The sequence below is a fragment of the Nostoc sp. C110 genome (genome assembly GCF_043099725.1).
Classification (GTDB): domain Bacteria; phylum Cyanobacteriota; class Cyanobacteriia; order Cyanobacteriales; family Nostocaceae; genus Nostoc; species Nostoc muscorum_A.
The window spans coordinates 275,378-300,379 of record NZ_CP171137.1; the positions used below are offsets into that span (position 1 = coordinate 275,378).

The 25,002-nt window shown below is 43.9% G+C and carries 29 protein-coding genes and 3 pseudogenes; 11 read left to right on the forward strand and 21 right to left on the reverse strand.

Features of this window, described 5'->3' with window-relative positions:
• Position 1: 1 nt before the first annotated feature.
• The 3 genes from ACFFRD_RS01380 to ACFFRD_RS01390 are packed head-to-tail and all read right to left on the reverse strand — an operon-like array spanning position 2 to position 2,955.
• A complete protein-coding gene (locus tag ACFFRD_RS01380; RefSeq protein ID WP_392475976.1) occupies positions 2–376 on the reverse strand; it encodes a ferredoxin family protein in 375 nt (124 codons plus the stop codon).
• The gene (locus ACFFRD_RS01385; protein WP_392475977.1) at positions 376–1,980 is read right to left on the reverse strand and encodes an FAD-dependent oxidoreductase; all 1,605 of its coding nucleotides are present in this window, start codon (positions 1,978–1,980) and stop codon (positions 376–378) included. Before ACFFRD_RS01385 ends, ACFFRD_RS01380 begins: the two co-directional genes overlap by 1 nt.
• A 21-nt stretch (positions 1,981–2,001) precedes the next feature.
• Positions 2,002–2,955 (reverse strand): D-2-hydroxyacid dehydrogenase, encoded by a 954-nt coding sequence (locus ACFFRD_RS01390; protein ID WP_392475978.1) that lies wholly within the window; start codon positions 2,953–2,955, stop codon positions 2,002–2,004.
• A gap of 413 nt (positions 2,956–3,368) precedes the next feature.
• Between ACFFRD_RS01390 and ACFFRD_RS01395 the strand changes: the two genes are divergently transcribed.
• From ACFFRD_RS01395 to ACFFRD_RS01420, 6 genes and pseudogenes are all read left to right on the forward strand, one after another.
• Positions 3,369–3,974, forward strand: coding sequence for a nitroreductase family protein (locus ACFFRD_RS01395; RefSeq protein WP_392475979.1), 606 nt, complete (start codon positions 3,369–3,371; stop codon positions 3,972–3,974).
• An 81-nt stretch (positions 3,975–4,055) separates the two neighbouring features.
• Positions 4,056–4,755 (forward strand): annotated as a pseudogene (locus ACFFRD_RS01400) (O-methyltransferase).
• A 78-nt stretch (positions 4,756–4,833) separates the two neighbouring features.
• Positions 4,834–6,171, forward strand: coding sequence for an LLM class flavin-dependent oxidoreductase (locus ACFFRD_RS01405; protein WP_392475980.1), 1,338 nt, complete (start codon positions 4,834–4,836; stop codon positions 6,169–6,171).
• Positions 6,172–6,810: 639 nt separating this feature from the next.
• On the forward strand, positions 6,811–7,845 hold the full coding sequence (locus ACFFRD_RS01410; RefSeq protein WP_392475981.1) for an aliphatic sulfonate ABC transporter substrate-binding protein: 1,035 nt from the start codon (positions 6,811–6,813) through the stop codon (positions 7,843–7,845).
• 259 nt (positions 7,846–8,104) lie between these two features.
• Positions 8,105–8,365, forward strand: a complete 261-nt coding sequence (locus ACFFRD_RS01415; RefSeq protein WP_392475982.1) for a hypothetical protein — start codon at positions 8,105–8,107, stop codon at positions 8,363–8,365.
• Between the two features lie 229 nt (positions 8,366–8,594).
• Positions 8,595–9,032: a GNAT family N-acetyltransferase gene (locus ACFFRD_RS01420; protein ID WP_392475983.1), complete on the forward strand. Its 438-nt coding sequence runs from the start codon at positions 8,595–8,597 to the stop codon at positions 9,030–9,032.
• 361 nt (positions 9,033–9,393) lie between these two features.
• On the opposite strand, the pseudogene ACFFRD_RS01425 reads toward ACFFRD_RS01420, so the two are convergent.
• The 10 genes and pseudogenes from ACFFRD_RS01425 to ACFFRD_RS01470 form a co-directional block, all read right to left on the reverse strand.
• Positions 9,394–9,534, reverse strand: a pseudogene (locus tag ACFFRD_RS01425) (transcriptional regulator); the annotation flags it as partial.
• 105 nt (positions 9,535–9,639) lie between these two features.
• Positions 9,640–9,959: pseudogene (locus ACFFRD_RS01430) on the reverse strand (DUF1392 family protein); the annotation flags it as partial.
• Positions 9,960–9,961: 2 nt separating this feature from the next.
• Entirely contained in the window at positions 9,962–10,243 is a 282-nt protein-coding gene (locus ACFFRD_RS01435; RefSeq protein WP_392475984.1) for a hypothetical protein, read from the reverse strand.
• Positions 10,240–10,605 (reverse strand): four helix bundle protein, encoded by a 366-nt coding sequence (locus ACFFRD_RS01440; protein WP_100902383.1) that lies wholly within the window; start codon positions 10,603–10,605, stop codon positions 10,240–10,242. Before ACFFRD_RS01440 ends, ACFFRD_RS01435 begins: the two co-directional genes overlap by 4 nt.
• Before the next feature lie 15 nt (positions 10,606–10,620).
• Positions 10,621–10,851 (reverse strand): hypothetical protein, encoded by a 231-nt coding sequence (locus ACFFRD_RS01445; protein WP_392475985.1) that lies wholly within the window; start codon positions 10,849–10,851, stop codon positions 10,621–10,623.
• Complete coding sequence (locus ACFFRD_RS01450) at positions 10,848–11,183, reverse strand: hypothetical protein (RefSeq protein WP_392475986.1); 336 nt, start codon at positions 11,181–11,183, stop codon at positions 10,848–10,850. Before ACFFRD_RS01450 ends, ACFFRD_RS01445 begins: the two co-directional genes overlap by 4 nt.
• Positions 11,173–11,379 carry an ASCH domain-containing protein gene (locus tag ACFFRD_RS01455; protein ID WP_392475987.1) on the reverse strand — a complete coding sequence of 69 codons (207 nt, stop codon included), beginning with the start codon at positions 11,377–11,379 and terminating at the stop codon, positions 11,173–11,175. Before ACFFRD_RS01455 ends, ACFFRD_RS01450 begins: the two co-directional genes overlap by 11 nt.
• Before the next feature lie 5 nt (positions 11,380–11,384).
• Complete coding sequence (locus ACFFRD_RS01460) at positions 11,385–11,930, reverse strand: DnaB-like helicase C-terminal domain-containing protein (RefSeq protein WP_392475988.1); 546 nt, start codon at positions 11,928–11,930, stop codon at positions 11,385–11,387.
• 656 nt (positions 11,931–12,586) lie between these two features.
• Positions 12,587–12,754 carry a hypothetical protein gene (locus ACFFRD_RS01465; protein ID WP_392475989.1) on the reverse strand — a complete coding sequence of 56 codons (168 nt, stop codon included), beginning with the start codon at positions 12,752–12,754 and terminating at the stop codon, positions 12,587–12,589.
• Between the two features lie 116 nt (positions 12,755–12,870).
• Complete coding sequence (locus tag ACFFRD_RS01470) at positions 12,871–14,922, reverse strand: von Willebrand factor type A domain-containing protein (RefSeq protein WP_392475990.1); 2,052 nt, start codon at positions 14,920–14,922, stop codon at positions 12,871–12,873.
• 176 nt (positions 14,923–15,098) lie between these two features.
• Here ACFFRD_RS01470 and ACFFRD_RS01475 point away from each other — a divergent pair, with 176 nt between their 5' ends.
• Positions 15,099–16,820: an IS1634 family transposase gene (locus ACFFRD_RS01475; protein WP_392475991.1), complete on the forward strand. Its 1,722-nt coding sequence runs from the start codon at positions 15,099–15,101 to the stop codon at positions 16,818–16,820.
• 280 nt (positions 16,821–17,100) lie between these two features.
• Positions 17,101–17,295: a hypothetical protein gene (locus tag ACFFRD_RS01480; protein WP_392475993.1), complete on the forward strand. Its 195-nt coding sequence runs from the start codon at positions 17,101–17,103 to the stop codon at positions 17,293–17,295.
• A 637-nt stretch (positions 17,296–17,932) separates the two neighbouring features.
• Here ACFFRD_RS01480 and ACFFRD_RS01485 read toward each other — a convergent pair.
• Entirely contained in the window at positions 17,933–18,841 is a 909-nt protein-coding gene (locus ACFFRD_RS01485; RefSeq protein ID WP_392475994.1) for an SDR family oxidoreductase, read from the reverse strand.
• 147 nt (positions 18,842–18,988) lie between these two features.
• Between ACFFRD_RS01485 and ACFFRD_RS01490 the strand changes: the two genes are divergently transcribed.
• A complete protein-coding gene (locus ACFFRD_RS01490; protein ID WP_392475995.1) occupies positions 18,989–19,951 on the forward strand; it encodes a helix-turn-helix transcriptional regulator in 963 nt (320 codons plus the stop codon).
• A gap of 133 nt (positions 19,952–20,084) precedes the next feature.
• Here the strand turns inward: ACFFRD_RS01490 and ACFFRD_RS01495 are convergent, their stop codons facing one another.
• The 3 genes from ACFFRD_RS01495 to ACFFRD_RS01505 all read right to left on the reverse strand — a co-directional run bounded on the left by ACFFRD_RS01495 (position 20,085) and on the right by ACFFRD_RS01505 (position 21,227).
• Positions 20,085–20,687, reverse strand: coding sequence for a hypothetical protein (locus tag ACFFRD_RS01495; RefSeq protein WP_392475996.1), 603 nt, complete (start codon positions 20,685–20,687; stop codon positions 20,085–20,087).
• Positions 20,688–20,779: 92 nt separating this feature from the next.
• The gene (locus ACFFRD_RS01500) at positions 20,780–20,995 is read right to left on the reverse strand and encodes a hypothetical protein (RefSeq protein WP_392475997.1); all 216 of its coding nucleotides are present in this window, start codon (positions 20,993–20,995) and stop codon (positions 20,780–20,782) included.
• Positions 20,964–21,227: a hypothetical protein gene (locus ACFFRD_RS01505; RefSeq protein ID WP_392475998.1), complete on the reverse strand. Its 264-nt coding sequence runs from the start codon at positions 21,225–21,227 to the stop codon at positions 20,964–20,966. The genes ACFFRD_RS01500 and ACFFRD_RS01505 overlap by 32 nt, the downstream gene beginning before the upstream one ends.
• On the opposite strand from ACFFRD_RS01505, the gene ACFFRD_RS01510 reads away from it, so the two are divergent.
• Positions 21,160–21,324 carry a hypothetical protein gene (locus ACFFRD_RS01510; protein WP_392476167.1) on the forward strand — a complete coding sequence of 55 codons (165 nt, stop codon included), beginning with the start codon at positions 21,160–21,162 and terminating at the stop codon, positions 21,322–21,324. The two genes, ACFFRD_RS01505 and ACFFRD_RS01510, sit on opposite strands and share 68 nt — an antisense overlap.
• 280 nt (positions 21,325–21,604) lie before the next feature.
• On the opposite strand, the gene ACFFRD_RS01515 is transcribed toward ACFFRD_RS01510, so the two are convergent.
• Positions 21,605–21,778, reverse strand: a complete 174-nt coding sequence (locus ACFFRD_RS01515; RefSeq protein WP_392475999.1) for a hypothetical protein — start codon at positions 21,776–21,778, stop codon at positions 21,605–21,607.
• A 60-nt stretch (positions 21,779–21,838) separates the two neighbouring features.
• On the opposite strand from ACFFRD_RS01515, the gene ACFFRD_RS01520 reads away from it, so the two are divergent.
• The gene (locus ACFFRD_RS01520) at positions 21,839–22,459 is read left to right on the forward strand and encodes a DUF1877 family protein (protein WP_392476000.1); all 621 of its coding nucleotides are present in this window, start codon (positions 21,839–21,841) and stop codon (positions 22,457–22,459) included.
• 401 nt (positions 22,460–22,860) lie between these two features.
• Here the strand turns inward: ACFFRD_RS01520 and ACFFRD_RS01525 are convergent, their stop codons facing one another.
• The 3 genes from ACFFRD_RS01525 to ACFFRD_RS01535 all read right to left on the reverse strand — a co-directional run bounded on the left by ACFFRD_RS01525 (position 22,861) and on the right by ACFFRD_RS01535 (position 24,988).
• On the reverse strand, positions 22,861–24,066 hold the full coding sequence (locus tag ACFFRD_RS01525) for a DUF4336 domain-containing protein (protein ID WP_392476157.1): 1,206 nt from the start codon (positions 24,064–24,066) through the stop codon (positions 22,861–22,863).
• Between the two features lie 58 nt (positions 24,067–24,124).
• Entirely contained in the window at positions 24,125–24,511 is a 387-nt protein-coding gene (locus tag ACFFRD_RS01530) for a VOC family protein (protein WP_392476001.1), read from the reverse strand.
• Between the two features lie 240 nt (positions 24,512–24,751).
• A complete protein-coding gene (locus ACFFRD_RS01535) occupies positions 24,752–24,988 on the reverse strand; it encodes a hypothetical protein (RefSeq protein ID WP_392476002.1) in 237 nt (78 codons plus the stop codon).
• Between the last annotated feature and the right edge of the window lie 14 nt (positions 24,989–25,002).

The window sequence follows — 25,002 nt, forward strand, 5'->3', positions numbered from 1 at the left end:
TTTATTCAGCCAGGGGAGTGTCAATCAATCTTGCATTATCCTGCCTTACCCTATTCAAAATTCTAAGTTGTTGAGTTGGATCTTTGTCAGTGCCTCCCATTTTGCCATGATGCCAACCCATGTTACGGGTGTAACTACCCAGCAAGTTTTGGGTAATTAACTGTTCTGTATTAACCTCATCATCCAGTTCGGCATAAGGCGATACATAAAGCGCATCAACAGGGCAATACAACTCGCACAAAAAACAAGTCTGGCAATCTGATTTACGAGCAATTACGGCTATTCCATCGTCTCCAGAATCAAAGACATCACGCGGACAAACTTTCACGCAGATATCACAGCCGATACAGCGATCGCTATTAACAATTTCAATCATTACGCTACCTCTTGCAACTGATTTTCTGCGGCGACAACCACAACATCATCGATACCACTGGTAAATATTCTTCTTGTTTGTTGCACGTCAGTTTTTGTAAAATCTGTGCGTCGGTGCATTCCTCTACTTTCTTTACGTGCATCCGCACTCGCCCAGATCCAGCGAGCTGTGGCCGCCATTGCCGCAGCTTCCCGTGCGCGTAGAGCATTGCGACCTTCACCTACTAGATAATCGCTAATATCTGCCCATACTGCATCTAAACGTTGACGTGACAGCGCTATCCTCGCTCCAGAACGAAAGAAATTAACATCAAGCGGCAAGGTTTCAGCCTGAATAGCACTAATCGCTTCCGATATTAGCTCATCCTCTAGCGGCTGTTTACGGGGACGCAAACCTGCTTGACCTAAACCACGAACCAAGCGTGTCCCGGCTTTGTCGCCTAAAGAGGTAGCAAAAAGTGCTGCTGCGCGACCACTCCAAGTCCCACTGGCAATCGCCCAGGATGCATTAGGGCTTCCCCCTCCTGAAACTGCCCCTGTAAGATTTTCCCGAGAGGCTGCATCACCGGCGGCATAAAGTCCCGGCACTTTTGTAGCGCAATCATTGTTGATGATTTCCAGTCCACCTACGCCGCGAACAGTTCCTTCGGAGCGTAGTGTCACTGGGAAGGGTTGCTGGAATGGATCTAAACCAATTCTCTCAAATGGTAGAAAGCAGTTAGGTTGACCCTGGCGCAACCATTCATGTTCGATAGGGTTGCCGCGATTCATCAGGGCATACACTTTTTCACCCGCAATCAACTGGCGTGCAATACGTACAGCTCGGTCTTCTCCAGTTTCCGGTAAGGGAGAGCCATCCTCCAAATAAAAACTGGCGAAGGTAAAGGTCAATCCCTTGGTGACGGAAGTATGAGCCGGTGACAAGCCATATTGCGAGGAAAATTCCATTCCAGATAGCCTGACTCCTGCCTCTGCTGCCATGAGATAACCATCACCGGTATTACCATCGCAACCTAGTGCATGAGACAGAAAAGCGCATCCGCCAGTCGCCAGCACAACGGCACCTGCTCTGACTTCCCAACGATTCCCAGTGCGCGGATGAATACCTGCTGCACCTGCGATCGCACCATCGGCCCAAAGTAGTTCGAGTGCGGGATGATGGTCAAGAATGCGTACACCAGCTGCTCCCGCTCTTTGGCGCATGAAGCGCATATAATCTGGCCCGCGCAAGTTAGCACGGTAGGGATTGCCCTGCTCATCAAAAGGAAAAGGATAGCCGTTATCCCCTAAATCATCTAAACCTATTTGTGCCTGCTCAATCACACGCTGCAACCAACGGCGATCGGCAAGTCCTGATGAGCGAAACAGCCGACGCTCAATTTCTGCATCACGTTCTGCGCCTTTGGGAAGATACCATGTCCCAGTATTGGATGGAGCCGTTGCCCCTGATGTACCGCAATACCCCTTATCCGCTAGGACGACACGGGCACCTTGCTTTGCTGCTGAAAGTGCTGCCCAAGTGCCAGCCGGCCCGCCACCCAGAACTAAGACATCAGTGGTAATTACACTCTGTGCTGCCAAGGCTTGAAAAGTTTTTGTATTCATGTCATCGCTATATAAATTTGTTTAGTAGCCTGCTTCCTTATTGACTACATTTCGTAAAGGCTTATTGCCTCGGTAACGCTCTAAGTTATCAAGGAACAAGTTTGCAATGCGTCCTTTTAATGCTGGGGAAATTGCGGAAGTATGGGGTGTAATAAAGAGGTTAGGCAACGACCATAGAGGACTTTCTGGCGGTAGTGGTTCAATAGAAACTGTGTCTAATCCTGCACCTGCAATCCAGCCTTCAGTGAGAGCCTTAGTTAATGCTGATTCATCTACAACTGCACCGCGACCGACATTAATTAAATAAGCGTGACTGGGTAGCGATCGCAGTACAGCTTCATCAATTAAAGCTTTGGTTTCTGGTGTTAGAGGTGTCGCCACAATTATATAGTCAACCTCTGGCAACAGTGCGTGCCATTCATCTGCACCGACGATTTTATCAAAATTTGGTAGAGGTTCAGGACGACGACGACCACCCCAAACTCTCGCCCCAAATGGTTTAATACGAGCTGCGATCGCCTGACCTATGTTTCCAGTACCAAGAATTAACACAGTTGAATTTGCCAACTCTGGCAGCACTAACCAACTTTTTCGCCAAGTACGTTGGTCGTGAGCAGCTTGCAATTGCCGTAACTGTTTGGCGTGATAGAGGATCAAACTTAAGACAAATTCCGAAATCGGAATTGCATGAACCCCCGCGCCATTAGTCAGAGTAATATCGTGTTCGAGAAAAATCGGTGTCAAAATGTGATTGACACCAGCACTAGGAGTCTGTTGCCAACGTATTCCAGGAGCAACCGCCAGCACCTTATGTAGAGTGGTTGGCTTTAATTTGAACCCATTGAGATAAATTTCCGCATCACTAGCATCACCATCAAAATTACCATCACTATCTACCCGCACAAATTTTGTATCCGATGGTAAGTGTGGCTCAATCTCGGCAGTAAGTTCTATCGGTAAAATTAGTTTGACCACGGGTTAATCCTTCACGCTAAATAGTCAATGGGCATGGAGAAATGCAAGCAATATATCTAGGACTTACGCAAAATATCTCTCAAACTCTGATTTCTCCGTGTTCTCTGTGCCTCTGTAGTTCGTTATTCCGTAACTCGTGCGTAAGTCCTAATATCAAAGGAAGCGATCGCCACTGAAAATATAGTACTATAAATCGATAAATTTACCGTATTATACAATTAATCAACAAAGTTGTTTCTCTCCTGCAATGCTGGATTGCTCATGCTAGCTCACTATTTACATCTAAAAATCAATGAAAGCCTAGATTGTTAGCTTTGCTAAGTTTTTTAAAAAAAGGCTAAAAGTTTCCGTTTCTTAATCCTAGTTATCTTCAATTGACAACTTACTGAGTATCGATAAGGAAATTCATTAAAATGACGCAGAAACTTGCCCAAACGCAATACCCTGTTCATGACTTGATCCAGAGTCGTTGGAGTCCTAGAGCTTTTGCCGATCGCTCAGTTGAGCAGGATAAACTACTCTCATTGCTAGAAGCAGCTCGTTGGGCACCTTCTTCTTACAATCATCAGCCTTGGAGCTTTATTGTTGCTACCAAAGATGACTCAACAGAATACAATCGTCTACTTAGTACCTTGGTTGAGTTTAATCAAGGATGGGCGAAAAATGCTCCGGTACTGATACTTGCAGTCGCTAAAATCCTTACTGACGACGGGAAAACAAACAGACACGCATTTCATGATGTCGGACTGGCTTTAGAAAACCTGATCCTTCAGGCGACTTCTCTAGGTTTATTTGCTCATCAAATAGCGGGATTTAATGGAGATACCGCGAGAGAAATATACCAAATTCCAGAAGACTATGAGCCTGCAACTGTGGTGACAGTTGGTTATCCTGGCGATCCCCAAAGCCTCCCTGATGGACTACGCGATCGCGAACAGGCTCCCCGTGTCCGCAAGCCGTTGAAAGAATTTGTCTTTACTGGACAGTGGGGACATACCTCAGCCTTATTGAAAGACTAAAGATCGAGGCTGAAGTATGTAGATACGTTCGACATACTCCAAAGCAGAACGCGAAGAAAATTAACAAAGAAGAATTACTATATGACCCAAGAAAATTGGGCTGCGGTCGATCGCTATATCACCGACTTGTTTGTTCAGCCCGACCTCGCCCTGGATACAGCGCTGCAAACTGCTGCCGATGCAGGGCTACCACCGCAGAATGTGTCACCTAATCAGGGCAAACTGCTGTTGCTATTAGCGCAAATCCAGAAGGCGCACACCATCCTAGAGATTGGTACACTGGGCGGTTACAGCACGATTTGGCTAGCGCGATAGCGTAAGCGCTGCTGCAAGCAGTTCGCTACCTGCTGACGGTCGCTTGATCTCGCTGGAGGCTAATCCAAAGCACGCTGAAATCGCCCGTAGTAACATTGCACACGCTGGTCTGTCCAACCTCGTAGATATACGTCTCGGACGGGCGCTGGATACATTGCCACAGATCGCCACGGAAGGACACGATCCATTTGACCTAATCTTTATTGATGCTGACAAGCCAAGCAATCCCGATTACTTGGCTTGGGCGCTGAAGCTTTCCCGTCGTGGTAGCTTGATTATTGCCGATAATGTTGTCCGTAATGGGGCGGTGGTCGATGCTACTAGTAGTGATAGTAGTGTGCAGGGGATACGCCGCTTTAACGAGCTACTGGCAGCAGAACCGCGTGTGAGTGCTACAGAGATCCAAACTGTGGGTAGTAAAGGTTACGACGGCTTTGCGATCGCGATCGTGACTAGCGACTCTTGAGTAGCAGAAGCGATCGCCCGTTACATCGGCTGTCTTTCCCATACTTAAAGACTTGTATTCACTAATAACCCATTCCAGATGAGCAGATCGAAGCAATTGAAACTGGGTGCATTCATGCGCCCGGTCAGCATACATACAGGCGCTTGGCGCTATCCTGGGGCTTTGCCTGATGCTAATTTCAACTTCCCAGCGCTGAAACGATTTATTCAAAAACTAGAACAAGGCAAATTTGACGCATTCTTCATGGCCGATCACTTAGCGGTGCTGAATATGCCAGTCAACGCGCTCAAACGCAGCCATACTGTCACATCCTTTGAACCTTTCACCCTACTTTCTGCCCTTGCCAGCGTCACCGAACACATCGGGCTGGTAGCCACCGCTTCCACGACTTATGACCAGCCTTACCACATCGCTCGTCGCTTCGCGTCTCTCGACCATATCAGTGGCGGTCGCGCTGGCTGGAACATCGTCACCACAGCCAATCCAGACGCAGCCCTCAACTTTGGATTAGAAGAGGAGGTAGAGCATGATGAACGCTATCGGCGGGCTAGAGAATTTTATGATGTTGTCACAGGTCTTTGGGATTCCTTTGCTGACGATGCGTTTATTCGGGACGTGGAAGCAGGGATTTATTTCGACCCTGCAAAGCTTCACGTTCTGAATCATCAGGGAAAATATCTCTCGGTGCGAGGGCCATTGAACATCGCCAGACCTGTCCAAGGTTGGCCGGTAATCGTTCAGGCAGGCGCATCCGAAGCCGGGCGGCAATTAGCTGCCGAAACCGCCGAGGCTGTGTTTGCACCTGCAAGTAATCTGGAGGCTGGCAAAGCTTTATTTGCAGACATTAAGGGACGAGCGCAGGCAATCGGACGTGACCCAGACAGCATAAAAATCCTTCCAGGTGCTTTAGTCATCGTGGGGGAAACCGTCGCAGAGGCACAGTCCAAGCGTGTTTATTTGGATAGCCTAGTACATTATGACAGTGGAATTGCCAGCCTAAATAGTGCTATTGGCTACGATGTTTCGGGTTTTGACCCGGATGGACTCTTGCCAGAAATCCCACCGAATAACGGTGGTCACTCTTCACGAGAAAGAGTAATCGCCTTAGCGCAACGTGAAAACTTGACTATTCGACAACTGGCGCAACGCATTGGCAGTTACGGCGGGTTGGCTTTTGTGGGCACACCCCAAACCATCGCTGATGAAATGGAAAAATGGCTGATTGAGGAAGGCTCTGACGGTTTCAACATCATGTTCCCTTTTATCCCTGAAGGGCTGAATGATTTTGTCGATAAAGTTGTGCCGGAACTCCAACGCCGTGGGATTTTCCGCCAAGAGTATGAGGGTACAACGCTGCGCGAAAATCTTGGTCTGGCGCGCCCTGCTAATCGCTTCTTCCAAACCAGTCTGGTGTAAACAGACTTTTCACGGGATCTGAAAAACCCCACTTCCATTCTTCTTCCCTACAAGAAGAAAGGCTTTGAATGTTTCCCCTTCCCTATGAGGGAAGCTACGGTGTATACACAAGTCCTAAAATCCTTGCCTGGTAAGATGCAAGCCTTAGTAGGCAAGCTTTTGAGCTTATCAAGCTGATTATCAATAGTGTCAGCTTATTGATAGAGGTTTAACGGAAAATCAAGGATTTTAAAAATAATTTTCCGTTCTTTTCCCTCTATTTGATTCTCAATCCGACTTGTGTATACACGGTAGATGAGGGAAGGGGGTTAGGTTCCAAGTTCACTTTTCCATATAACGTGAAAAGTCAGAGTGTAAACTGCGATCACTAGTATCACACCTATTGTTTCTTTTTACCACTTGTATCAATAACACTGTCATCCTCGCTGCTTGATTTTTAAATTAGCTTGTGGTAAAGTCTGTGCAATTATAATCTACTGTAAACCGACTGACTTACAGTGGATTATTTAGGTGAGAGAGTTAGTAAACAGAATCTAACCGCAAAATAAAAAATTTCCCATCTTCAACTTTTACATCATTCCAAAATCAGTTTTTTAATTAAAGCTTGTATTTTAAACCCCAGAAAATTGGTAATACATCATGTTAGCAATATCTAGAAAACGCAACTTTCTAATTTTATTAGTAGCTGGAGTATTTACTCTCTCCACAACTTTAGTAAGTTGTAAAGCACCAGATACACGAGAAAAGGCAGCAGTCGCAGCTCCTAATGGCATTAAGACAAAATTGTTAAGAATTGGCTATTTTACTGCTGCGGATATCACCAAAAGTAGACAAGTTTTAGAGAAACGCTTGAATCCCTTGGGGATTCAAGTGCAGTGGGCGCAATTTACAGCTGGGCCACAGCTTTTAGAAGCAATAAATGTGGGCAGTTTGGATGTCGGTGCTGTTGGTGAAACTCCACCCATATTTGCCCAAGCAGCTGGTATTCCTTTTGTTCTTCTTGCTAATACTATACCGGGTACTGGTGAAGGTTCGGCGATCGTAGTACGCGAAGACTCCCCCATCAAAACTATAGCTGATTTAAAAGGTAAAGGAATTGCCTTTCAAAGAGCTACTGCTAGTCAATACTTTGTCGTTAAAGCTTTACAAGAAGGAGGACTAGAGCTAAAAGATGTCAAACATCTCAATCTGATAGCACCAGAAACTCGTGCAGCATTATCGCGTAAGAGCATTGATGCAGCTGTGCTAGGCGACCCCCACCTGGCTATATTTCAGAAAACAGAAAAAGTTCGGATTATTCGTAATGCTAAAGGACTTTCAACCCAAGGAGGCTATTGGATAGCTGCACGTAGCTTCGTGAAAGAGAACCCTGAGGTAATAAAAATTGTCCTTGAAGAAGTCCACAAATTAGGCGAATGGTCTAAAGCAAATACGCGAGAAGTTGCCGAAATTGTCGGGCGTGATACCAAGCTTGATTTACCAACCTTAAAAACAATAGTCAATCGTCGGCGTTTTGGCATCAGACCGATTACCGATAAGGTTATAGCAGGACAGCAAGAGATATCTGACTTGTTCTATAAGCAAAAATTTATCACTAAAAAGATTAATGTCAAGGATGTAACACTTACTCCTGAAGAATATGCTGCTATACTCCCGGCAGAAATCAAGCCCTGAGAATTTGCAGTGAACATTAAGCCTGAAAAAATTGACAATACATTATGCTAACAGGATCTAGAAAACGCAACTTTTTAATGTTCTTGATGGCTGGAGTATTTACCCTAATTTGTAATTGGAGAGAAGGGAACGAGGAATAGTTTCGTAGGGTGTATTATCGCTGTTCTCGTAATGCACCGCAAATCTTGGTGGTGCATAGGGCTAATTTCTATAATCGCATCCTATTAAAGTATGAATCAATCTCAAAATTGAAAATTCGATGGCAGATGAAAGAAGTCAGTTAAGAAGCACTTTTAATCAAGTAGCACTGTTGTATGACCAAGTTCGACCAGGATATCCAGAAGCGCTTTTTGACGATGTGGTGTCTCTATCGAGAATCAATCCAGGAGGAAGGATATTAGAGATTGGTTGTGGTACTGGTCAAGCAACTGTACCCTTTGCCCGCCGGGGTTATCGTATACTCTGCATTGAGTTGGGTGATAATCGTAAGTTACAACACAAGAAAGCTGCAACGACTTAGGCGACCACACTTTGATCTACTTATTAGAATTTTAAGTTATAAGATATAAGATAAGAAATTGCTAAGAAAAAATTTTTATCAATGGCTATAAATAATCGCTGTTAAGGATTACAACCGCCAGCGCTGCCTAATCTGCTTGCGCGGTAATGGCCTTGACAGATTTCTAAATGTATCAAATTTAGTTGTACTAAACTGTGTAGCTGATAAACGTCATCCTTTTTTATTTCAAATGAAACTACAACCAATTGAACATCAACACTTGAAAGAATGCACGGACTTGTTTGTTTCAGTCTTTAGCAATCCTCCTTGGAATGAAAGCTGGGAGATTGAATCAGCTTTTAACAGATTGGAAGATTTTTATAATATGCCAAGGTCACACAGTGTTGTTGCCATTTTAGAGGAGAGAATTCTCGGTTTTGCTATTGGTTATATTGAAAGATGGCATCAAGGTAACAGCTTTTACCTGAAGGAAATGTGTGTTGAATCCACTAACCAACAAAGCGGAATTGGCACAAAAATTATGGATGTACTTTCCCAAAATTTAGTGGAGAAAGGTGTCAAAAAGATTTATCTATTGACAGCGCATGATAGTTTAGCCTCAGCGTTCTATTCAAAGTGTGGGTTTTGTAATAATTCCAAAATAATTATGATGTCAAAAACATTGTAATAGACTACAGATAACTCTCTACATTTAATTTTTCAATTGAAATTCCCTATCCAGAAAGGATATTGATTTTGATTTGAATGATTTTATTTCATAAATTAATTATATTTATTTTATTAGTGAAGATGCATCAGATATAGTTTAGGCTTTGGGGTTTGAATGTGCTGCCAAATTTTAGAGAATTGGTGTAATAGCTTGAGTGCTGAAAGAACCAATGGTTCCCAAAATTAACCTGCCCTGACATCAAGTTTTATAGCTGGGGCAATAAGATTGTATTTTTTACACAAGCGATCGCCGCCATTGTAGTAGTCTGTGCTACTTCACGACAGCCTTGAGCGATCCGCATGTGAATACTCCGTCGTGTCTAAATATAATACATCGGGCTTTGCTGTGCGCGAGTTTCTCTTTCCTGGCACAAGTCTTGGAGTGTATAGCGACCCAAAACTTGAATTGAGGCAGCGTTAGCTTGCTCCCACACTTCATAAACCAGAGTCTTTTCTAGAGTCGTCACCCGTGCAATAGAATCCCTAGAGGTAAAAACCTCGTCACCTTTTTCAGATATTTCTGGGGACATCCATTCGATGCAGTAGAACCAGGAATCGCAAATCAGTTGGATGCCCTGGACAATCCTTGCTGGTGGCCCATCGCCATGAAACAGAAACTCGACTAATTCGCCCAGGCTGAACACAGGTTTTTCTTTGGTAACTAATTGTAAGTTGCCTATACCAATGATTTCACGTCCTAAAACAGTTAGATTATCGTTGCTAGAGACAATCTCATAACTCCAGCCTTTAGCTGACCACTCTACACCGCAACAGTAACCGAAAGATTTGGTGGTAGTGACGTAGACTTTCTCCAACAGGGAATCTCTTTACCCCAAGGTGGTGAAACATACCAGCAAGTTTCTAGATTCGGGACTTGGTTAATCATGCTTATGCCTCCTGACAGGACAGTAGACAGCACAAGTAATCAATTCGTTTCCATGCCACAGCAGCTTGCCTTGGAGAACAACTCAAACCATAAGCGCGACGGGCATCATAATTACCCTTAATTCCCTTGGCTACTCCAATGGGAACCCCAAAAGCCACCTCACGAATGCCGGGTTCAAAGCTTCGGTCTTCATGAGAGAGCCGTACTTGCGTAATCTGATTTCTAATTTGGTCTGCCCAGGGGGTCAAACCAATTCGCAATTCGCAATTCGCAATTAATTTCATTGCTTGATTTTCTCTTTAACTTTTCGAGTAGATGCAACTAAGATTTTTCCAATTTCTCTAGTTTCTTGAAGTAAGGATTCAAACTTGTTTTTATCAACCAATTCTGCCTCGATTAATATTTCTAACCAATATTCAGTCTCTCTTTCTTCTTTAAGCGCAATTTCTAATTTGCTCAGAAAATCTTTATCAGATTGGGCAGATTGAGCTTCTTTAACGTTTGCACCTATAGAAGTACCACTTCGGAGTAACTGTTTTGATAATGTTCGACAAACTCCGGGTTTTTCATCTAAAAAAGTACAAGCTTTAACTATTCTTATTGCCAAAGCTTTTGTTCTATCAGCAATACTAATTTTTTGATTCATTTCTTTTACTCCTAGTTAATAATTGCGAATTGCGAATTGCGAATTGCGAATTGATTCTTGGCAACGGTAGTTGGTAATATCTGCGTGGATTGGAATTCCTGGTTGTTCATGGCGCAATTGTGATTGAGAATAAGGGGAGATTTCGACAAATTGCTGGACTCGGAATTTGTGGGATAGACCTGCGGCTGATATTCCGTGGTGGCAGAGTCCGCCGATGCCGGAGAAAAGCGAGAGAACTGATTTCATGAGGCGATCGCACTCCTGACCAATTCATCGGGTACTTCAAAAATCCCCAATCGCCCAATGTAAGGAATCGGTGTTACCTCTCGCGGATTCTCCAGCTTCCAGTGATATTGCCCAGGCATCCCCCAGCCAGATGCAACTTGTGAAAACTTGCAATCAACTATTGTGACAATACCGATGACTTGGCCGCGACGTAGAGAGATTAGTTCTGGGATTACTACTAGTTCGCCAAGGAAACTTGGCGGGGTAAAGGGGAAGGGGGAAGGGGAAAGGGGGAAAGGGTTTAAATCCCTTACCCTTTTCCCTTTCCCCTTTTCCCAGTCCTCACTTAGCATTTTTGGGTTGGCAGACTACTACCCCCATCCCTTGGCAAAATTCTCTTGCTAGCTGATACTCTTTCTTGGTACAGGTTTTTGCAGCGTGAATCAGAATGTCGCCGCGATAATGAATGGGCCAGCCACGGTTTTCAATATCCTTTAGAGCATAAATAATTGCCCATGCCCAAGGCTGACGAACAGATAGCGCTTTCATGGGTTTTAATAATTAGATTTAGCTAAATTTTTAAACTGTCCAAATCTTTCGTCAAATAAGAGATTAACAGTCGTCTCACTACTAAACCGACTTTTCAAAACTGAGACTTCAAAAATGCCTTTTTGGGTGGTTTGTTTATCGTAATAATCTTCTCGGTATAAACCCAACATGACAGCAGCTTCTTGTTCAAATCCTCCCGATTCTCGAAAATCTGCTTTAGTTGGACGTTTTTCGGAACGTGAATCAACTTCTCTTTTTAATTGCGCCAAACCCAAGACAGCGCAATTGAATTGTTTAGCAATCGCCCTGAGTTGTTTCAAGATGGAGTCGATTTCTTGCACGCGGTTTTCGCCACGTTCACGGCGCATTGGTTCAATCAACTGCACATAGTCCACAATCACCAAACTGACTGAACCGCAACGAGCTTGTATATCTTGCAAATCACCCTTGATTTGTGATGTGGTGATTACAGGGTTGTCATTCGCTTGTTTGACAACAAGAGTGCTAATTGATTCAAAATCCACTTGAAAAATGTTCAAATCTGCTTTCATTTCTCCACTATTATAGCGGTCTGTTATATGCTGTTTAATTGCTGCTTTTGATAATCCAGTAGTCAGATGAATGTAAACTGATGATGTGATTTTTAACTGCTACTGTAACTATCGCTTTCATTCTTGTTATCCTAGAAATGCAAGAGTGTTTTAGTGTGGCGATTGTTACTTATTAAGCGGCAGTCGCTTTTTACTTTGATTGTCAGAAACCTTGAAATTACAGTACTTTTGTCATGTGTTTAGTACTCGCTAAATAAGTCTTTTTTATCACAAATGATTTCAAGATATTGCTAGTTGCTTGACTAAGTGAAAAGAAAGCTTTTGATGTTAAATATTGGTAATATTTGATGCTTTGCTAAGAACTTGGATCTTTAGATGAGCGTTCGCTACTGTGGTGGAAGTGTTGGCTCTATAGCCTTCCTCAAGACAGGAGACACTGTTCGGATTCGGGCATCCTACAGCAGGTGTTGGTGGGCGAAAAATAATTTTCTTTGACCAAGCCCTGACTTTCTTGACGATTGCAAAGGTCTGGGTTTGATAGCTACAATCGAATGGCACTAAGAAAACCTGAAACCTTTGTCTGAGGGAGGTGTGGGAGGATGAGGAAGAAATCTGGCTCCCCACACTCAAAAGCCAGTTAAATCACGGGTTTGCGCTTAACAAGCGTGCCATTCGGTATTTCCCTTACCAGTGACATCTGCTATTTGGGATGAAACGTTTCCCGTGGTTTGATCTACTGAACCGAAAGAAAATAGAACGTTATTGGTGCTAGGTGAGGAAGTTTTAGCAATGTTAGCTACTGTAGTATCGCTAACTAACATCATGGCAAATTTGCTTCCTGCCGTCATCAAAAACTGCTGTGGATCTTTATACTTGAATTTGGACTATGAGCGATCGCAGATAAAAAAAGAAGTGCAATGGTAGGTCAAAGCAATTCAAATTATTTCCTCGTAATCAACCCCCTAGATTGCTCCACCAAGCGAATAAACTCACCTCGATAGCCCTCCTGGTCTTCTCCCTTCCCTTGAGTTGCCAATTCCATTACCAAATCATAATTAGCATTCCCCTTATACTCAGAGTCACGCAGCACCATCCCAAAGGTCGCCACCGCCGCAGCAAATCTCAGGTTGGTGGAGGGGTCGGCTCTCAAATCATCATCTTGGATGGTTTGGGTAATTAGTTGACTGGTATTGTCCTGGGGCAACTTATAGCGCAGTTTTACCTGCATCAATTCATTGCCGTCAGCATCCGCGGCAGTTTCAGCAGAACGCTGATACCGCAATGGGTCTAATGTAGGCAGTTTCACATCGCTCTTCATGCCAGTGGGAATTATTTCATAAAGCGCTGTCACAGAATGACCAGCCCCAATATCACCTGCATCTTTCTTATCGTCATTGAAATCCTGGTTTTGCAGCAAGCGGTTTTCGTAACCAATCAAGCGATATGCCTGAACTTTCGCTGGATTAAACTCCACTTGAATTTTCACATCCTTGGCAATGGTAAACAGAGTTCCCCTCAAATCGTTAACTAAAACCTTTTTGGCTTCCAATAGGGTATCGATGTAAGCGTAGTTGCCGTTACCCTTATCAGCCAGTTGCTCCATTTTTCCGTCCTTATAGTTGCCAGTACCAAATCCCAACACCGTCAGGAAAATTCCCTGATCTCGCTTCTGTTCAATTAATCGCGTCAGGTCGGCATCACTGGAAACCCCGACATTAAAATCTCCATCGGTAGCTAGAATTACTCTATTATTACCAGACTTAAGGAAGCTTTGTTTAGCTATCTTGTAGGCCAGTTCAATGCCCTGACCGCCAGCAGTGGAGCCTCCAGCCTCTAAGCGGTCAATCGCCGCCAGAATTGTTGATTTTTGACTACCAGGAGTAGCAGGTAATACTAATCCAGCATTGCCAGCATAAACTACCAAACTTACCCGGTCTTCAGGACGTAGTTTATTTACCAGCAATTTCAGGGACTGTTGCACCAACGGTAATTTGTTGGGGTCATCCATAGAACCGGAGACATCAATCAGAAATACTAAGTTACTGGGTGGTAAGGTTTCACTCTCTAAGCGTTTACCTTGCAAACCCACCTGTACCAGCTTGTGTTGAGGATTCCAGGGAGCAGCAGCAACTTCAGTGGTGACAGAAAAAGGGCGATTGTCTTTTGGTTGGGGATAATTGTAGGTAAAATAGTTGATTAGTTCTTCAATTCGCACTGCATCCTTGGGTGGTAATTCTCCTTGAGTAATAAAGCGTCGCACGTTGCTGTAAGATGCTGTATCTGCATCAATGGAAAAGGTGGAAAGGGGGTCATTACCGACGCGATGAAAGGGATTATCCTCAATTCGGTTGTAGTTTTCTGTATTAAATCTTCTACCTGTTTGTGGCTCTGGGGCAACCCCTCCCCTAATTCCACCAGCTTGGGTTTTAGGTATGTACGCACGGTTAACAACTTGATTCTGCACAGATGAGCCAGACGAAATACTAAGGGATGGAGCCGTAGGTAAGGGTTGAGTCTTTCGGGTAGACTCGTCTTGAGTACGTTCTCTGGGAGCCTGAGTAGGAGTAGAATCTTGCAATTCATCTATCTGACTTCTTAGGGTTGCTAACTCCGGTGCGAATTCGGACTGCAAGCGTTGCAAAGTTTTCATATCCGCTTCGGTAACTATCTTGGGGTCAGTCGCTATTAGCTCATTGCTCCGATTCACACAGGTATTCAAGACTGTGGCAAACTCAGTCCGGGTTATCGCAACTGTACCAAAGTTTTGAACGGAGACGACACAACTATACTTTTGTATAAATGCCTGGAGTGCTTGGTAGTCAGGATGATTAGGTAGAATGGAGGTTGTTGGTGTAGAACTCTTAGGAGTTTGATTGACTGGAACCGCAACCGTACCAGACTGACGTAATGCAATTCCTACTGACGGTATCAATAACAACAGTGCTACAATACTGACTCGCTGCCACATTTTGGACGGAATCGGGTAAGACATGGCTAAATCCTCACACTAAATTTGTGTATTGGCTCAAAACCTCGTGGGATGTGTGGAAGCTTTATCTCTTTACTCCCGGTTCGCCCATTTTTTAATGAGTTAGGAAAAGTAGATAGTCAAAAGTATACCGAAGGACATATTCCCCAAAAGACTAGATTAGGTATATGTTCGCACTTATGACTACTGAACCCATAATCACAAACGAACGAGTCGATGATATACCTATACTTCTAACTCAAATAGAGCGTATGGGCGTACAATCGCTAATCGATAAACATTTTCCCAGACACGGAAATTGGCAAGGTCTAAGTCTGGGAAGTGTAGCAGTAATTTGGTTAGCACACATATTATCGCAAGCAGATCACCGTTTAAATCACGTCCAAGGCTGGGCTTCTAAGCGGTTAGAAACATTGAAAACATTTTTTGGAGAAGAGTTAGGTGAACTTGACTTGACGGATGATCGTCTAGAAGCCCTATTACGTTATCTTGACAGGGATAGCGACTGGTACTCATTTGAGTCAGAACTTGGAGGTAACTTGCTACAAGTGTACGATATCAAACCAGAGCGAGTTCGTATGGATAGTACAACAGCTTCAAGTCACTGTGGGATTAATTCTGAAGGGTTATTCCAATGGGGCCATAGCAAAGATCATCGTCCAGACTTGGCACAAGTGAAAATAATGTTATCGACATTAGACCCTTTAGGAATGCCAATTGCAGCTGAAATACTATCAGGGGAAAAAGCCGACGATCCGTTATACATCCCGGCAATTGAAAGAGTACGTTCAACGCTAAAACAGTCAGAGTTACTATATATTGGCGACTGTAAAATGGGTTCAATTGCGACGAGAACTCATATTGTATCTGGTGGGGATTTCTATCTTTGTCCTCTGAATGCAAAACAAGTCCCATCTAAACAATTAATTGAATATCTTCAACCAGTTTGGGATGGTAAACAAGAATTAACAACTATTGATTATGATTATGCTGATGGGAAAAATAAAGAAATTGCTAAAGGGTTTGAAATAAATATTTCTCAAACAACAAAGATTGATGGTAATGAATTGACTTGGAATGAGCGACAAATAGTTGTACGTTCTTTCGCAATCGCAGAAACAGAAGAAAAATCTTTACGCGACCGCTTACAAAAAACGAATAATGCCCTGGAACAGCTTAAAATACCTTGTCGTGGCAAGAAAAAGTTAACCACGATTGACTCATGCCAGTCTGCTGTTAATGCTATTCTCAAACGTTATCGTACCAGTGGACTTTTTAAACAAGACATTCAACTTAGTATTTCTCGAAAAATTAAGAGGCGATATCTTGATACACCTTCTCAAATAGTAGAAGAAACTTCGATAAACCTGGATTTTCAAATTGATGAAGATGCAGTTTTAAGACAAATTAAGTTGTTAGGCTGGCGAGTCTACGTTACAAATCAAACAAAATCTCTGTTATCTTTGAAACAAGCTGTTCGTGCCTATAGAGATGAGTATTTAACTGAACGAGGATTTGCTCGACTTAAAGGCTTTCCTTTATCTTTAACTCCAATTTATTTGCAGCGTGAAGATCATATTACAGGATTAATTCGCCTACTTTCAATTGGGTTGCGTATTTTGACCCTTTTAGAGTTTCAGGTTCGTCGCAATCTGGAGCAAAATAAGGAAAAGCTAACTGGACTTTATATTGGTAATCCTAAACGAGAAACTGCACGTCCTACTGCTGAGATACTTCTTGCTGCATTTAAGGAGATTACCCTGTTCTTAATTGAGGTTAAAAACGAAGTTTATGCTCATTTGACTGCCCTTTCACCCTTACAGCAACGTATTCTTGTTTTACTTGGGTTCCCAACTACTATTTACACTCAACTTGGTGGTCAATCTTTTACTCCTGAGTAGCCTTTCTTCTAACTCCCGAAAAAATGGGCGAACCGGGAGTCTTTAGACTAGGGTTGCTGACATTTGAAGTTTCCACTTACCTAGAATAGTCTTGAGTAGCCTGAGATTTCATAACCGTTGCAGTTTTGGTAACTGTAGTTGATCGAATCCCTTTGCACACATGGCACTGCCTCAAAATTTACGTGCTGGCAGACGCGATTTTAACAGAATTAGTGGGGCGATGAGCAGGAGCCTGGAGTACATTTATTGTTGATTACTTAAGCAGGCATATCCAAGTGTATTGGGAGGAACTGACCTTTTAGCGATCGCAATCTGTGCCGAAAAATCACCCTATCCATCCATTCAGTCCACTGTGGGGCATCTGTCAGCAGTTGAGCAAATCTGTCGTCTCCACATTCTCAAACTCCAGCATCGCGCCTCGACGCTCACCACTCTTGCCCAAAAAAATAATTGTATTGCCCATCTCTTCTTTTGAGCGATGGCGCTGTTTCGCCAGCCACAAGCAGAGGCGAAAAATGCTTTTAAAAACCTCTTAGTAAGAAACTTTAGAACTTAAGTTTTTACTCGGTGTAAGGCGAGTCGCAACTCTTGGAGACGCTGCGCGAACGCTCCAATTCAAAATTCAAAATTAGTAATTCAAAATTAATTTTGCATTTTGAATAAAAAAACCTCAGCGTCGCCCACCTTGGAGACTAACTGTTGGTAGAACTTGCCAACGCTGTTGAGTCCAAGGTGCATTTTCAGCTTCAGCCCAAACAAACCTTGTGGAGAAAGACTTTCAAGCTCCTGAGAATGAAAGGGGGATTGATTGCGATATGTTCAGTGAGTGGTGGGAGCGATCGCCTGAGTAGCTGTCTAATGAATTGTCGTTTCTGTCTCTTAGCAGAATGGCACTAAGACTCATGTGAAACCTCGCCAGGGCTATCTTGTTGGAGGTAAGTGTAGGGTGTAATGTTTCAGACAATTTCAATGCCAGTACGTCAAGGAGTTCAACATCTTCTTAATTCCCCACACCTGAACCTGCAACCCCGCACCTAAAAGCTAGAAATAGCAGGGATTTACGCTTTTCTTAGTGCCATTCCCACAGAATACGTAGTGTTGTGACTGGAACATTACCTATATCCGGTCGCATCAGGAGGTTTACCCGCCTCCTGGACTTCATGAATGTAGCGCCACGCATCGGGTTGAGAGCCATCAAGATCGGTAAAGCCATAAACCTGTGCTAGTTGCCCACTGGAAAGCGATTGGCCATTCCAGCGCACTACTTGTGGATCGCCAGCTAGATAAGCAACTGCACGCCCGACATAGTAGGGCGTTTCAGAAATGATGAAGTGTGGTTCTTTTGCTGTTGCGTCCTGCCAGTTGGCTTCACTCACTCCAAAATGATCGAGCATGAGTTCCGAGCGTAACCAGCCCGGAGTCAGCGCTACGGCAGTACATTGATGCGGTTTAAGTTCTTGCGCCAATCCCCATGCCATGCGAATTACCGAGGTTTTAGCAAGGTCATAGAACAGCGACAGCCGATAGTTTTTGCTGTTATATTCGGCAGTCCCATCGGTAATTTCGACTACCAATCCACCGGGTTTCTGGATCAACAAGGGTAATGCGAAGTGACTAGCGATCAAATGGGTGTCGATCGCCAGTCTCAGCATCCGTAATCCTCGCTCCAAAGAAAGCTCCCACACAGGCTTGTTGAACTCCGCCAGATATTCTGCACCAATATCGTTGACCAGAACATCCAGACGGCCATGTTCCTGCTCAACACGAGCAACAAGCGCCTGCACTTGTTTTGGGTCTAAATGATCGACTACAACCGCGATTCCTTTTCCACCAGCCTGGTTTACCAATTCCGCCGTTTCTTGGATCGTTTCAGGGCGGTTGTATTCCGAACGCACAGTAAGAGTGGTGCGTCCGGTGACATAAACGGTTGCCCCTGCTGCACCAAGTTCCACAGCAATACCACGACCTGCACCGCGTGTTGCCCCAACTACAAGCGCAATTTTATTCTTCAATAGTTGCATAATTGACCTCCTTAAATACTGCTAGGTAGCTTAAAGAAATCGATGACTCCAAACCATCTTTATGCAGCATAAGCTGAACTTCCTGACATCCCTTGTCATATTTAGGCAGTAAAGTAAAAAGTAGTTTCGATTGGTCTTGGGATAGTTATGCGTGCCGATCGCCTCCTCTCGATCCTGATGTTGTTGCAGGTTTATCGTCAGCTAACAGCGCGAGATTTAGCAGAACGATTGGAGGTATCTGAGCGCACCATCCATCGTGACATGGATGCCCTCAGTAGTGCCGGAGTTCCGGTGATGGCAGAACGCGGTAAAGGAGGTGGTTGGAGTTTACTCGACAGCTATCAAACTACGCTGACAGGACTTAACTTGGCAGAGATCCAGGCGCTGTTCTTGCCAAAGCCCGCAAACCTGTTAGCCGATTTAGGCTGGAGTCAAGCATTTGAAGCTGCTCTGCTCAAACTTCTGGCAGCAATGCCTGCCGCAAATCGTCAACAGGCAGAAATGGTTAGCCAGCGCATTCATGTCGATCCAACAGGCTGGCATCGGTGGGACGAGGAAATGTCGGCATTTGCGACTCTACAAACAGCGATTTGGCAAGAGCGGCAAGTAAACCTCAGCTATGAGCGCGGTAATGGCAAACTGGTCAAACGATTAGTCAACCCACTGGGATTGGTCGCCAAAGGCAATGTTTGGTATTTCGTTGCCTCGGTAGAGTCAGAGGTACGCTCCTACCGGATTTCACGAGTGCGGGATGCCATGCTTACAGATTACCCCTGTGTTCGTCCGGTTGAATTCAACTTAGCCGACTATTGGCAACAATCGATGGTTGAGTTCAAAGCCAATCTGCCTTACTATGGCGTAACGGTGCGTGTTGCTCCAGAGGTTATGCCTCGGTTACGCTATGCCGGATACTTTGCCCGAATAGAACAGATTAACTCGCCCGATGCCGATGGCTGGACTCGCGTCTGGCTGAGGTTTGATATAGAAGAAGCGGCTTGTGCTTATGTGCTGGGGTTCGGCGCACAGATGGAGGTAATTGAGCCATTAGAATTACGCGATCGCGTTTTGCAAGCAGCAAAAGAGGCGATATCACGCTATGCTGGACAATGAACAAGTGCATTGCGTTTTGAGAACTGTGCGATCACCTAAAGGTATGGCTAACGCTTCCGCTTGAACAACACCGCTCAGTTCCCGTCATCTCGACTCCTACAAGCACCAGAAGCTACTGCCATAATTCCTGATTTTAAAAGTTATTATCAGTAAAGGGAACTATGGATGGTAAAAATCTTTGGGCAGATGGGTAAAATTCTAACCTTGCTCCATAATCATCTGTAAGTGATATTTCTAATTCAATTTTTTGCTGATTTTTATCATCAAAGAGTAACTGGATTTGATATTCTGTCCAGAATTGCTCACTTAGTTCATCTTCTAGATCAAAAAGCTGTTCTTCATCGCCCCAGATATCTGACCAAAGGACTATCTGATTAGCGCGGAAATGATTTTGACCTTTGACATCTGCAATCACAAAATATACTTCGACATTTAAATTAAACCCAAACTCATCAAGCTCTGTTTCTTGTATCGCACATTTAACCACAACTAAGCTATCAGGGTTAACATTCACTACTTGCTGTTGGCGCTGTAACATTTCTTGAAATACCAAATCAGGTAGCAGCTTTGAACTCTCTTCGAGTACAATTTTTTGAGTTTCTGGTGAATAGCGAGTTTTTAATTCTTGGGTTATTAGATTTAAGATATCACCCGTGGCTAAATTGACAACTATTTTTTTATTTGTGGAATTAAGGAAACATCCATGATTAAGTAAATAATGTTTTTTAGCTGCCATGATTCTTTAAAAACCTTCTCTGCTTGAGTGATATCCTGATTTATCAAATAGCCTATCGTAGCAAGGCAATGACGATTGTCTTGCTTTTTCTTCTACTCAAAATCCGCATATTGCGGAGGACTAGCCCCGACTCGCTGAGTAATTTTAGGATATTTGCCTGATGGAACTGTGTCTGCAATGCTGATGACATCAATCTGATGCCACCAATCATCACCAAAATCGAACCAGTAACCAAAAGCATCATCTATAGATAAGCCCAAAGACGCAATTGAAGTACTAGAAACATCTCCTGTAGGCTTTGGTGTCAAATCGGAACTTGAAAATGCTTGTTTTATGCAATAGCGTCTTGCATTTGGATCTTGCGGCCCTTTTTCCTCCTACTTGAAATTCATATATATGTTCTTCTTCTCGGTCAAATGCTTTGAAGATGATTTTATGCAGATCCTGCAAAGTATTGCTGCTTTCAATTTCGATGGTTCTGGACACCACTGGATTTTCTGCTGCAAATTCCTCTGTAATTGGGCCATCAATTAAAAACACCTATAGCACATATAGTGCATTGGGAGAAGGGTTAGTCGCTTTTTTGGGAGCATTTTCTGATTTTTTAGTTTTAGCCATATTCATTACAGGAATTTAGCTCATCCAGCTCCAGTTTTCTAGGATTTTATCCTTTTGAGTCGGTTTGAGTTTTTGAAATCAAACCAGAACTGTTGCGTATAAAGCCACTTGCATCAATCATTATTGTAATTGACTGTAGCGTTTTGATTTACTCTGTTCCACGCAAGGCGGGAGGATTTCCAAACGCCCGTCAGAGATAATGAGAAGTTTGGCTTGTAATGAGGGTATAGCTATCTTGAAGTGGCAGACACACTTCGCAAGCAATAGTTTATTGGTCTAATACCAAGCTTGGGTGTAAATCAAGCCATCCATTCAGTCCACTGGGGCGCATCTGTCACCAGTTGAGCAAATTTTTTGGGTAAGATAAGATCCTCAAACTTCAGTATCACGGCGCAATGCTCATTAATTGTTGGCTGATTTTGATGATTTGCTCCCGCGAGTAAACCGTGGGGTTCACTCTCTGCTATCAACACATCCCCACTAATTTTTTTGACTATAATAAATAGTTTGACAGGATTAGCAGAGGAGGACAGATGGGCTGGGAACTCCAACTGAACGCGCTCCCCTCGAAATGCACCTTACTCGAAAACGTCGTTAGCAGTGATATTGATGTCGAATATCTTTCGTTTGTACGGAGGTATTTTAGCCTGCGCCGCGAACAGCACAGTCGGGTCAACAAATTTCCTTATGGTGAGGCTGAATATAAACAGTTTGTCGATGCCCTTGAGGAACTCGTCGAAACGCACTCTGGAATTGAGAATCGATACTGCGATCTTTCTAGGCGATTCGATTGGATAAAATGGTTGCTGATGAAATGCGCTCTCTCCGAAGAGGAGGAATCGTTGGCTGTCACTGCAATCACCGGCCAATCAAACGTGTTACCTTCAGCACGAAGCACACAAGGATTCCCCATCCGTTGGACTCCTGCCGACAAATGCGAGTTGATTCACATTTGGCTTAGTGGGATTACTGAAGAAGATATCAAGTCCAAGTACGCTCCGGTACTGATGTACGATGCACACCTTTACAAGTGGCACCAGACGAGGGATACTGACGAGGCATTTGGATGGATCGTCAGGGACTTCACGGCACTCAAGCGATTCTACGAAGATGTGGTAGATCATTCAGAGGCTGTTCTTATAGTTACCGACTGATACGCTTGGGTGAGACTGAGGAAAGCGCAAAAATCTTTGAGCCGTAAGCAAAAAGCTTCAAATTAGTATATTTTCAGTAATAAGCTTTGTAAGTACTGTATATCTAGCTAAGTACCTTTGTGTGTAAATATCAGTATTAGATGTTAAAGTCTTATAGCCAAATTTTATTGAACCTTCTACTAGGTATTACTGCCCTTGTTTCAATAGGTGTTAGTTTCCTTTGGTGGTATCCTTTGGAGTTATTAAGTCACGGCAGAGTTTATTACTTTTTGAGATTTTGAAGAAAGGTATCATTTTATCCAATAACAATATGCCATCATCTGACCAAACTTGTCTTTTGTCTAAGTACTTATAAGTTGGTACTAATGCACAACTGTGTGTCTCTACAGCTAGGGTATTGATTACACCTTCTCTTTAGCTGGGGTTGCGATACCGCGCTTAACTAGACTCGCTTCTAGTTCCTTAATAAATCTTAAGTCTTCCTCCAATAGAGGCTGGCTTTTGCTAGAAGAAAAGTCATTACTTACAGAGGGATTTTTTTCAAGAAAAGCAAAAGCTTGCCGAAATTGACGCGGATTTACAAAAATTAGCGAGTCAAAGTGACAGGGGATAATCTGCTGAAAATCCCAATTAGCAACTGTATCAGCCCAGTTGAGGACTTGTCTTGGTGCTTGTGGAAAAATAAGGATTTGCAGAATCGGTGCGACAAATGGCCGCCCCTGACCTTGTAGAGCATCGAATGCCTGCTTCCAAGTTTCTCGCCAGCGAAAAGGAAATAAACCAAAGTACGTTTTTAGGGTTCGCTGTGGTGCTTTGAGAGCATCACGAAACATCTGTCTGATTGGAGTAAGTTCCAGGGCACTTGGACGGAAGTAAAGTGCAAACAATGAAATGCGTTGCCATCCCTTGCGGCGGTTGTCTTCATTGTCGTCGCAAGTCTCCAAGGCATTGTCCCTTGAATGAAAAAGTAAGGGATAAGGATCTAATTGGAGGATTTCTGGTGGGTCAACTGGAACAGAAAGGATAGAATCAGTTACAAGTAGAGTGCGCGAAGGCTTGTGAAACACTGCAACTTCTGCAAAAGAACCTCGTCCTAAATTGATGTCCAAGATTGCATAATCAAACTCCAGAGCGAAGGGAGCAAGGCTTGAGTCTTCAGGGAGTTCTTGAGTTCGTTTTTTTGGAAAGCCTAGCCAACTAAGTGGCAGGTTAAACGGGAAACTCCACTGGTGCGGGGCAACAAAGACTTGTGCTTCAGGAAAGCGGCGAGAAAAAGGGCCAACGAAGACTTTATGCTCCAGACCAGAACTGGTTGGCAGTATGATGTACTTAACTTCACCGTGCTTTGCTACCAATTCATTAACCAAGCGGACACACTCAGTTGTTGGAGCAACGGGTGCATAGACCAGAAGACCTCCGGCAGCGAGTTTGACGACAGTCATACGAATCGGCACGATGGTGTAGAGAATGCCGTGAAGCTGCTCGAAAGTCCAGATAGTGTCAAAAACTATTTCCTTGCGAAGTGTCCGCCGCCTGCCGTAAGGGTAAAGTGGGACAACAGCCCAGAATGGCCATGACCAATCTTTTGGGTGGCTCAAGGAATACATCCCTTGGTCTTGTAGTTCTACCTTCGACTTAGATTCAGGTGATATCATCGTTGTTCCATTATTCAGGGTAATGACAGACTGCTTCAATATTATGTCCGTCTGGGTCAAGAACGAAGGCAGCATAGTAGTTAGGATGATAGTGAATCCGAAAACCAGGCGCACCATTGTCTGCACCACCAGCAGCTAAAGCTGTGTTGTAGAATGCCTCAACAGCAGCATGGTTATGAACTCTAAATGCTATATGAACTCTTCCAGAACCAGGATTACCAAGACTCAGCCAGAATTCAGCTTCTGGTGGCTGACCGAAACCAGCAATATCGGTACTTCCAGTGGTAGAGGCTGAATACTCTGCAATGAGTGAGAGTCCAACTGGTTCTAATGCCGCAGTATAAAAAGACTTGCTTTGCTCAAAATCACTCACAACGACACCAGTGTGATCAATCATAATTGACCTTCGCTTTTGAGGTGAATTGAAATTAGATTAGTACAATTGACCTAATTATTCAACCCTTAATTGAGATCATGGAGAATAGAAAAAACGTGTGACGGTACGTGTTGCTCCAGAGGCTATGCCTCAGTTACGCTATGCCGGATACTTTGCCCGAATAGAACAGATTGACTCGCCCGATGCCGATGGCTAGACTCGCGTCTGGCTGAGGTTTGATATAGAGGAAGCGGCTTGTGCTTATGTGCTGGGGTTTGGCGCACAGATGGAGGTAATTGAGCCATTAGAATTCGCGATCGCGTTTTGCAAGGGGCAGAATAGGCGATCTCGCTCTATACCGAACATTAAATTTTGAATCTCAACCCCAGCCATCAGATCCATCAAGACTGCCCTAAGTTCCAGCCGATGACGCATCAACCACGCGGTAGAATGATTGCTCCATGAGCGTGAGAATGGCGAGGCGATCGCAACATTCAAAAAGAAAATTATGT

Excerpts from the sequence above, each read along its gene's own strand:
- ACFFRD_RS01380 (WP_392475976.1), bottom strand. The coding sequence starts at position 376 with ATGATTGAAATTGTTAATAGCGATCGCTGTATCGGCTGTGATATCTGC.
- ACFFRD_RS01385 (WP_392475977.1), bottom strand. The coding sequence starts at position 1,980 with ATGAATACAAAAACTTTTCAAGCCTTGGCAGCACAGAGTGTAATTACC.
- ACFFRD_RS01395 (WP_392475979.1), top strand. The coding sequence starts at position 3,369 with ATGACGCAGAAACTTGCCCAAACGCAATACCCTGTTCATGACTTGATC.
- ACFFRD_RS01405 (WP_392475980.1), top strand. The coding sequence starts at position 4,834 with ATGAGCAGATCGAAGCAATTGAAACTGGGTGCATTCATGCGCCCGGTC.
- ACFFRD_RS01410 (WP_392475981.1), top strand. The coding sequence starts at position 6,811 with ATGTTAGCAATATCTAGAAAACGCAACTTTCTAATTTTATTAGTAGCT.
- ACFFRD_RS01415 (WP_392475982.1), top strand. The coding sequence starts at position 8,105 with ATGGCAGATGAAAGAAGTCAGTTAAGAAGCACTTTTAATCAAGTAGCA.
- ACFFRD_RS01420 (WP_392475983.1), top strand. The coding sequence starts at position 8,595 with ATGAAACTACAACCAATTGAACATCAACACTTGAAAGAATGCACGGAC.
- ACFFRD_RS01435 (WP_392475984.1), bottom strand. The coding sequence starts at position 10,243 with ATGAAATTAATTGCGAATTGCGAATTGCGAATTGGTTTGACCCCCTGG.
- ACFFRD_RS01440 (WP_100902383.1), bottom strand. The coding sequence starts at position 10,605 with ATGAATCAAAAAATTAGTATTGCTGATAGAACAAAAGCTTTGGCAATA.
- ACFFRD_RS01445 (WP_392475985.1), bottom strand. The coding sequence starts at position 10,851 with ATGAAATCAGTTCTCTCGCTTTTCTCCGGCATCGGCGGACTCTGCCAC.
- ACFFRD_RS01450 (WP_392475986.1), bottom strand. The coding sequence starts at position 11,183 with ATGCTAAGTGAGGACTGGGAAAAGGGGAAAGGGAAAAGGGTAAGGGAT.
- ACFFRD_RS01455 (WP_392475987.1), bottom strand. The coding sequence starts at position 11,379 with ATGAAAGCGCTATCTGTTCGTCAGCCTTGGGCATGGGCAATTATTTAT.
- ACFFRD_RS01460 (WP_392475988.1), bottom strand. The coding sequence starts at position 11,930 with ATGAAAGCAGATTTGAACATTTTTCAAGTGGATTTTGAATCAATTAGC.
- ACFFRD_RS01465 (WP_392475989.1), bottom strand. The coding sequence starts at position 12,754 with ATGATGTTAGTTAGCGATACTACAGTAGCTAACATTGCTAAAACTTCC.
- ACFFRD_RS01470 (WP_392475990.1), bottom strand. The coding sequence starts at position 14,922 with ATGTCTTACCCGATTCCGTCCAAAATGTGGCAGCGAGTCAGTATTGTA.
- ACFFRD_RS01475 (WP_392475991.1), top strand. The coding sequence starts at position 15,099 with ATGACTACTGAACCCATAATCACAAACGAACGAGTCGATGATATACCT.
- ACFFRD_RS01485 (WP_392475994.1), bottom strand. The coding sequence starts at position 18,841 with ATGCAACTATTGAAGAATAAAATTGCGCTTGTAGTTGGGGCAACACGC.
- ACFFRD_RS01490 (WP_392475995.1), top strand. The coding sequence starts at position 18,989 with ATGCGTGCCGATCGCCTCCTCTCGATCCTGATGTTGTTGCAGGTTTAT.
- ACFFRD_RS01495 (WP_392475996.1), bottom strand. The coding sequence starts at position 20,687 with ATGGCAGCTAAAAAACATTATTTACTTAATCATGGATGTTTCCTTAAT.
- ACFFRD_RS01510 (WP_392476167.1), top strand. The coding sequence starts at position 21,160 with ATGGTTCTGGACACCACTGGATTTTCTGCTGCAAATTCCTCTGTAATT.
- ACFFRD_RS01520 (WP_392476000.1), top strand. The coding sequence starts at position 21,839 with ATGGGCTGGGAACTCCAACTGAACGCGCTCCCCTCGAAATGCACCTTA.
- ACFFRD_RS01525 (WP_392476157.1), bottom strand. The coding sequence starts at position 24,066 with ATGTATTCCTTGAGCCACCCAAAAGATTGGTCATGGCCATTCTGGGCT.
- ACFFRD_RS01530 (WP_392476001.1), bottom strand. The coding sequence starts at position 24,511 with ATGATTGATCACACTGGTGTCGTTGTGAGTGATTTTGAGCAAAGCAAG.